4 protein-coding genes and 1 pseudogene are annotated in these 7,484 nt (G+C 63.7%); 2 read left to right on the top strand and 3 right to left on the bottom strand.

The window, feature by feature from the left end; translation table 11 throughout:
• Nucleotide 1 precedes the first annotated feature (1 nt).
• Nucleotides 2-2,209 (top strand): heavy metal translocating P-type ATPase, encoded by a 2,208-nt coding sequence (locus DW2_RS17320; protein WP_038148487.1) that lies wholly within the window; start codon nucleotides 2-4, stop codon nucleotides 2,207-2,209.
• Nucleotides 2,210-2,715: 506 nt separating this feature from the next.
• Entirely contained in the window at nucleotides 2,716-3,711 is a 996-nt protein-coding gene (locus tag DW2_RS17325) for an HNH endonuclease signature motif containing protein (protein ID WP_051856375.1), read from the top strand.
• 231 nt (nucleotides 3,712-3,942) lie between these two features.
• Here DW2_RS17325 and DW2_RS19180 read toward each other — a convergent pair whose 3' ends face one another.
• From DW2_RS19180 to DW2_RS17340, 3 genes and pseudogenes are all read right to left on the bottom strand, one after another.
• Nucleotides 3,943-4,569, bottom strand: coding sequence for a hypothetical protein (locus DW2_RS19180; protein ID WP_051856378.1), 627 nt, complete (start codon nucleotides 4,567-4,569; stop codon nucleotides 3,943-3,945).
• Nucleotides 4,570-4,617: 48 nt separating this feature from the next.
• A pseudogene (locus tag DW2_RS17335) lies at nucleotides 4,618-5,541 on the bottom strand (HAD-IC family P-type ATPase); the annotation flags it as partial.
• 365 nt (nucleotides 5,542-5,906) lie between these two features.
• Nucleotides 5,907-7,061, bottom strand: a complete 1,155-nt coding sequence (locus DW2_RS17340; RefSeq protein ID WP_051856381.1) for an AAA family ATPase — start codon at nucleotides 7,059-7,061, stop codon at nucleotides 5,907-5,909.
• Between the last annotated feature and the right edge of the window lie 423 nt (nucleotides 7,062-7,484).

Consider the following 7,484-nt stretch of genomic DNA (forward strand, 5'->3'; position numbering starts at 1 on the left):
GATGACCGAGACAGCAGACCTTCAGGAATGGCGCGTGACGGGCATGGATTGCGGCGCCTGCGCGGCGAAGGTGCGCGGCGCGGTCGAGGCTCTGCCCGGTGTCGACGGGGTTGAGGTGACGCTGATGAACGAGCGTCTGCGGCTGCGGCTCGATACGGCCACCACCTCGCGCGAAAGCGTGGAGAAGGCGATCCGCCGCCTCGGCTACGGCGTCTCGGCCAAAGGGGCTGAGCCGGAAAAGCCCAAGGGCGGTTTCGTTCTTCCCGAGGGTGCCCTTCCGGGGGCGAGCGAGACGAATGAGACGCCTGCGGTCGAGAGCGCGCCAACGCCGCCTGCCGATCCCGCGTGGTATGCGATCCCGAAGGGACGCTACCTGATCGCGACCGGGCTTCTGCTGGCCGCCGCCTGGGTGGTGGAGCTGCTGGTCGGCGGCCCGATCGCGCATTGGGTCTTCGTGCTCGTCACCGTGATCGCCGTCGCCCCCGTGGCGCGGCGGGCCGCCCTGATGGCGCGGGCGCGGATGCCCTTCACCATCGAAATGCTGATGAGCATCGCCGCGATCGGCGCGCTTTTCGTCGGGGCGGCGGAGGAAGCCGCGCTCGTCGTCTTCCTCTTCGCTGTCGGCGAGATGCTCGAAGGGCTTGCGGCGTCGCGCGCCCGCGGCTCGATCCGGGCGCTGGCTGATCTTGTGCCGAAGACCGCGCGGCTCGTCACCGGAGACCGGATCCGAGAAGTTCCGGCGGACAGCCTCGCCATCGGGCAGATCGTGCAGGCCCGCCCGGGCGACCGCATCCCGGCGGACGGCGTCATCGTCTCCGGCAGTTCGGGTGTCGATGAAAGCCCTGTGACCGGCGAGAGCGTGCCAGTCCTGAAAGAGCCCGGCGACGCGGTCTTCGCCGGCGCGATCAACACCGAGGGCGAGCTGCGCATCCGCGTCGAGAAAGCCGCCGAGGACAACACCATCTCGCGCATCCTGCACCTCGTCGAGGAGGCCGAGAGCGCGCGCGCCCCGGTGGAGCGGTTCATCGACCGGTTCAGCCGCGTCTACATGCCCGCGGTGGTGGGCGTGGCGCTTCTGGCCGCGATCGTGCCGCCGCTGGCCTTCGGCGCGCCCTGGGAGACGTGGATCTATCGCGGCCTCGCGCTCTTGCTGATCGGCTGCCCCTGCGCGCTGGTGATCTCGGTTCCCGCCGCGGTCGCCGCCGGGCTCTCGACCGGGGCGCGCCACGGGCTGTTGATGAAGGGCGGCGCGGTGATGGAGACAGCGGCTAAAACCAGCCTCGTCGCCTTCGACAAGACCGGCACGCTGACCGAGGGGCGACCGCAGATCACCGATCTTTTGCCCCTGAACGGGACCGAGGCTGAGCTTCTCGCTACCGCCGCGGCGGTCGAGACCGGCAGCAGCCATCCGCTCGCACAGGCGATCGTCGCCCGGGCGGAGGCACGTGGCATCGCGGTGCCGCAGAGCACCTCCGCCACGGCGATCCCGGGCTGCGGTGCGCGCGCCGAGATCGACGGTGAAATCTGGAATGTCGGGGCGCCGCGCCTCGCAAACGAAACGGGCGTGCTCAGCGCCGCCGACAGCGCCACTGCCCACCGCCTGGAAAGCGCGGGTAAGACCGTGGTCGCCGTCTTCACGCCTGAGCGCCTTCTGGGCCTGATGGCTCTTCGCGACGAGCCGCGCGCTGATGCGGCAGAGGCGGTCTCCGCGCTCAAGCAAATGGGTATCTCGTCGGTCATGCTGACCGGCGACAACCCGGTGACGGCCCGCGCGATTGCCGACGGGTTGGGCATCGAAGCCCGTGCCGGGCTGCTGCCCGAGGACAAAGTGACGGCAGTGCGCGATCTGGCGCGGGATGCGCATGTGATGATGGTGGGCGACGGCATCAACGACGCCCCGGCGCTCGCCACCGCCCATATCGGCATCGCGATGGGATCGGGCACCCATGTCGCCCTCGAGACTGCGGACGGAGCGCTGCTGCGCGACCGGGTCACCGATGTCGTCGAGCAGATCCGGCTGGCGCGCGCGACGATGGCTAACATCCGTCAGAACGTCGCCATCGCGCTCGGGCTGAAGGGGGTGTTTCTGGTGACGACGCTCCTCGGTCTCACCGGTCTCTGGATCGCGGTAATGGCAGATACCGGGGCGACGGTGCTGGTCACGATGAACGCGCTGCGCCTGCTGCGGTTCAAGGCGGAGGCGCAGTAGGCCTGAAATCTCTGCTCAAGCGCTGGAGATTTCCTAAATCGACAAACCCCGTGCCGTTCAACCGGGCAGCCGAAAACGTTTGAGGCAACTCGAAGCTGGCGTGCCTACTCTTTCTTTGAAGGAATCCGCCGCGGCGATTTGTGGGATAGCGCGCCCTGAATGGCCGCTTCCAAATGATAGAGGCACTACTTTGTCTTCGCAGCGAACGACAGCTTTCCGCCCTTTCGACCCATCAGTTGCAATCGGCCCATACCGGTCTCTCAGCACCGTGCTTTGATGCTGCGGCTGCACCCGCGTAGCTGACATCAGAGGGGCTCGCATTAGTGCGCGTCGCATGAACGTGCACTGTCCCCGTTTGTCGTTGACACACACCTTGCAAATTCGACATTCTTCCGGTGCGTCCAGAGCATAAGGCAGCGCCAGACGCGCTATCTCACGTCTGCCAACAAGAACCGGCACCGGACCAAACCGGGGAAGGCCGAGACACCCTTGCACTGGAGAGCAAGATGCCATCCTCGAAAACGCTTGTGGGCGAGCATAACCACCTGTTGGAACTCTATGAATCCGAAGTCGAGGTCGAATATCGCGGCGAGCGATATCGCGTTCGTGACAACGGCGCGGTCTATCGACTAAACGAGTTCCGAAAACGCGCCCGTCCGCTTGACAAGACGTGGACCTTCGGACGCCAGAACCTCATGACCGGCTATCATTTTCTGGCCGGTGTGCCGATCCATCGCATCGTTTGCACCGCCTTCAACGGCCCGCCACCCTCCGATCAACATGTCGTTGATCACATCGACACCAATCGGGCGAATAACAGACCCGAGAACCTACGCTGGCTCACGAGGCTGGAAAATGCACTTTTGAACGAAACAACTGCCCGCCGCATTGAGCTGGCTTACGGGTCGATAGAAGCGTTTCTCAAAGATCCATCCAAGCCCATAAACGAGACATCCTTTCCCGACGTCTCATGGATGCGGACCGTGACCAAGGAAGAGGGTGCCAGAACCATGTCCCGCTTTGAGGCATGGGCGAAGAGCGGGTCGGTTCCGAGCGGAGGCGCAATCGGCGAGTGGCTCTACGGCACCCGTGAGCGAGCTGACTTCGAGCCGGAGCCGGAAGAGTATGAAAGCCTGACACCATCGGCAATCCAAGTGAAGTGGAGGGTTCCGACCGAGTTTCCCGGATGCCCGGAGGCAGTGTCAGAAGATGGGTTGGAGCGATACGCTCAGAACCTCCGGTTCGGTGATGTCTTCGCCCGGAACCGCATCTACCAGAGCTTGGTCGTGCAACGCGCGCTGGTCGAGGGCGGGCTGGTTGTTCTCACCCGGGCTGCGGAAGCTAACGCGATCAAGGACTGGGCTGTCGCTATGATCACGATCCGTGGCGAGTTGTTTGTTCATAGCAGCAAGCATCAATATTTCACGCTTCAGGGAGCGCTGAAGGTCTTCTGCGAGCTGACCGGCGAAAGTTTTGAGGACAGCATCGACGACTATACGTGAAGTGTGTGCGGCGCTATTTCGTGTTACCGCCGTGCAATCCTTGGTGCCTGTCGGCCCAAAGCAACCATCGAGGCAAAACGCGGCGAATGACTGGTCTACGCCCTTTCGCCAATGAGGTTTTTCAAGGCCCATCGTGACCATCCGCCACAAACGTGGCGACGGTCGCGAGTTCGAGCGACGACCGACCTCAATGGCTTTCAAGGCCGAACGACATCGGCGGCCGTCAGGGCCTCAGTGCCCATGCATCGCTTCGCCCTTCGCGATTGCCAGGTGGTGCGCCTGGTGATGCGCGCCGACCGTCAGGATGCCGATGAACCCGAGCGCGCGGATCTTCTGCGCATCCGCCCCGGTCACGGTCAGGGCGCTGCCGCCGGGGATCTCCTCCGCGCTCATCTTCCAGCCTTCGACCCCGTTCATCGTTGCGACATGGGCGGGCACCATCGCCCGGATGGACGCGGTGACTTCCGGAGCCTCCGAGATTGCCTCGAAGCGTGCGCCACCGGGGATGTCGCTCTCGCTGACCTGAGCGTGCAGGGTGACGTTGTTCATGTCGATCAGATGCTGGCGGAGGGCCTCGATATCGACGCGGCTCCAATCGGTCTCGGGATCGGCAAGCAGATGGGCCACGATCTCCTGTATCGCCGCGAAAGCGGACTGGCCGGGCTCGGTGATCGCACCCGTTTCGCCCTCGGGTGAACCCGCTGTCATCATCCCCGCGTGCTCCGCCATGTCCGCGCTATGCGTCATCGCGTGATCGCCCGACATCATGTCGTGAGCGTCCATGCTCTGCGCATGGGAAATGGCAGGGACGAGAACCGGGGCCGCCACGAGCGCGGCGATAGCAAGATGTCGTTTCATGTGATCTCCGAAGTGTTTGGTCCAACCTATCATCTCGAGGTGCGCGCGTCACAGTTTCAAGCGCCGCAGCCGAAGCGCGTTCCCGATCACCGAGACCGAGGAGAAGCTCATCGCAAGCGCGGCGATCACCGGCGAGAACAGCACGCCGAAGACCGGGTAGAGCACGCCAGCCGCGATCGGCACGCCCGCCGTGTTATAGGCGAAGGCGAAGAACAGGTTCTGGCGGATGTTGCGCATCACCCCTTCGGCGAGGCGACGGGCGCGCACGATCCCGGTCAGGTCGCCCTTGACCAGCGTGAGCCCCGCGCTTTCCACCGCCACGTCGGCGCCGGTGCCCATGGCGATCCCGACATCGGCGGCGGCCAGCGCGGGGGCGTCATTTACACCATCACCGGCCATCGCGACCGAGGCGCCGCCCTTGCGCAGTTTCTCCACCAGCGCGGCTTTGTCCTCGGGGGAAACCCCGGCATGGACCTCGTCGATGCCCAGTTCGCGCGCGACGGCCATTGCGGTGGCTTCGCTGTCGCCGGTGGCCATGACGATGCGCAGCCCCTCGGCATGAAGCGCGCGGATCGCCTCTTGCGTCGTTTCCTTGATCCGGTCGGCCACTGCGATCACGCCGATCACCGCGCCGTCGCGGGCGAGATACATCGCGGTCTTGCCGTCCGATTGCAGGTGCTCGACGGTGGCGGACTGACCCGAGAACTCCGCGCCGATCTGCGCCATCAGGGCGGCATTTCCGAGCGCGATTTGCGCGCCATCCACGCGGCCCGTGACGCCCTTGCCAGTGACCTCCTCGAAGCCTTCCGCCTCGCGCTTCGGCGCATCTTCCGCCCCCTGCACGATCGCCTCGGCCAGCGGGTGCTCCGCGCCGCGTTCCAGCGCGGCGGCGAGCGATTTGACCTCGTCCTCCGAGGCGCCCTCTGCGATCACGTCGGTCAGCGCGGGTTTGCCCTCGGTCAAGCGCCTTGTAGATCCCGAGCACGCCAGAAAGGCGAAGGAGTTGATCCTCCGTCAGAGACGGGGCATCGCCCGGCTCCTGCAGGCCGCTCCAAACTGGCTCAGGCATTCCGAGGAGACCAGAGGCTTCGTGCTCCGACAGGCCCCATGCGCGCGCAAGGCGCGAATAGGCCTTCAGGAACACTTCGATCTCCACCTGAGAAAAGCTGTTGCCTTCGATCTCCATCCGCTCTCTCCGCAAGCAGGTTGTTTTCACTTCGACAAAAACGGGTCGGTTCGGTCTTCGGCTCAAACGAGTTGCGCCGGATTGCCGAGGGCGACGCCCCTTGGCAGCGCGCCTCTGAGCTCCGCCGCAAAGGGCTGAATACGAATTACCCTCAATGCAGCGGTGGCAGGTTCTCACGTGCAAACAAGCCATCGATCAGCTTGATAATGGCCCGCAAATCCACGTTCTGATGGGTGCGCGCCAGCACTTGCGACAGCGCCTCGATCCTCCCATCGGACAAACCGCGCCTTGCCCCTTCCCTCCGCGCAAAGTGGGCTAGATGCACGCCCGTGAGAGGCGCTACATCCACAACCCGGCAGCGGCTAAGCAAAGGCGCAGGAACGTTGCGGCGGTTGTTCGAGGTCAGAACCCAGCTGATCCACCGCATATCGAAACGCACCCGGAAATAGGGGCAGCTCCAGGTGCGGGCGCTGAGGGGCTCAAGCAGCGGCAAGAGCGCATTGCTCAGTGCGAAGCTCAAACCTTTGTTCGACCGCACATCGCCCACCTTATCCACCTCATCGATAACGATAAACGGATTGCCCACGCGCTCGCGTAGGATGAGTTCCAGTGGCCGACCGGGATTTGCCGTCGACCAGCCTTTTTGACTGCCGGCTATGGAAAATCCCGCGGGCTCAGTCGCGGCATCGATCAGTTCCGATGGCGTGCCGACGAGAGTTGCCAGCCGTCGCGCCCAGTGGCTCTTGCCTATCCCAGGGGGGCCGTCGAGCAGGATGGGCGGCAAGCTCAGGGCCGGTTTACCTTCACGGACGCTTTCACGCATGGCGTTCCAGGCGATTTCAGTCGCCCGGGACATCCAGGGCATCTCCTCGTGTAAGCGAGCCGCAATTTCGTCAGCCTGATGCTCAGTTCTGAGCTGCGTGAGCGTGATCCCGTCTTCCAGCGATGAGAGCCGTTTTCGGTCTTCATGTCCGAGATGGCTCTGGCCGGACGCCAACTCGCGTAACTGCACGAACCGCTGGGCGCGACGGACGATTTTTTCCCGATCCACTCGGCTCGGGGCGGTCTGATCCATGATATCTGTCCATTCTTCTCCCTTTTCGAGCGATGAGAACCAGATCTCGTCGATCCCGAGTGCGCGTCGTCGAAGCTGCGCCTGCGTCTTTGAAAGGCGGTTTTCGATGTCTTGTGCTGTCTGCTTCGGAAAGAACTTCACATGCGCGATCTGCACGGTTGAAGTTCGCAACATATCGGCATCCGGTCCGGCGTTTGACCGCCCCGCATGGGCTCCCCAGGAAGTCTTCATCTGATGTTCCTCGCAGCACAACTATGGGAAGCGCGGGCGGCACGAGGCTTCGGTTCCAAACGATACAAGCCGATCTTTTGGGGATAGCGACCGCAACACGACGATTCTCTTCTAGGTCGCTCTTCTGGTCTCAGAGGGTGTGTGAGTCAACCCACTGTTCTTTCAGTGTTTTTCGCACATGGTGAGGCCGGCGCACGACTCTGGTCGGACATGCTGTGCAGGCTGTAAAGTGTGCGGTTGGTGGCGCGATATCGGCGAAGATTCGTTCTGTGACCCACAGGATGGGTGACCGGCCTGCGGCAGGAACGTCACTCGCTTCCGTTCGAGTTCGTTTTTCGCACGAGCGATTTCGTATTACGCGTGCTCTGCCCCCTGAAAACTGGACCGTTTGAAGCTGGAGTTTTCGGCTAAGCTTTCCTGGCT

Source organism: Thioclava atlantica, from assembly GCF_000737065.1.
Taxonomy (GTDB): Bacteria; Pseudomonadota; Alphaproteobacteria; order Rhodobacterales; family Rhodobacteraceae; genus Thioclava; species Thioclava atlantica.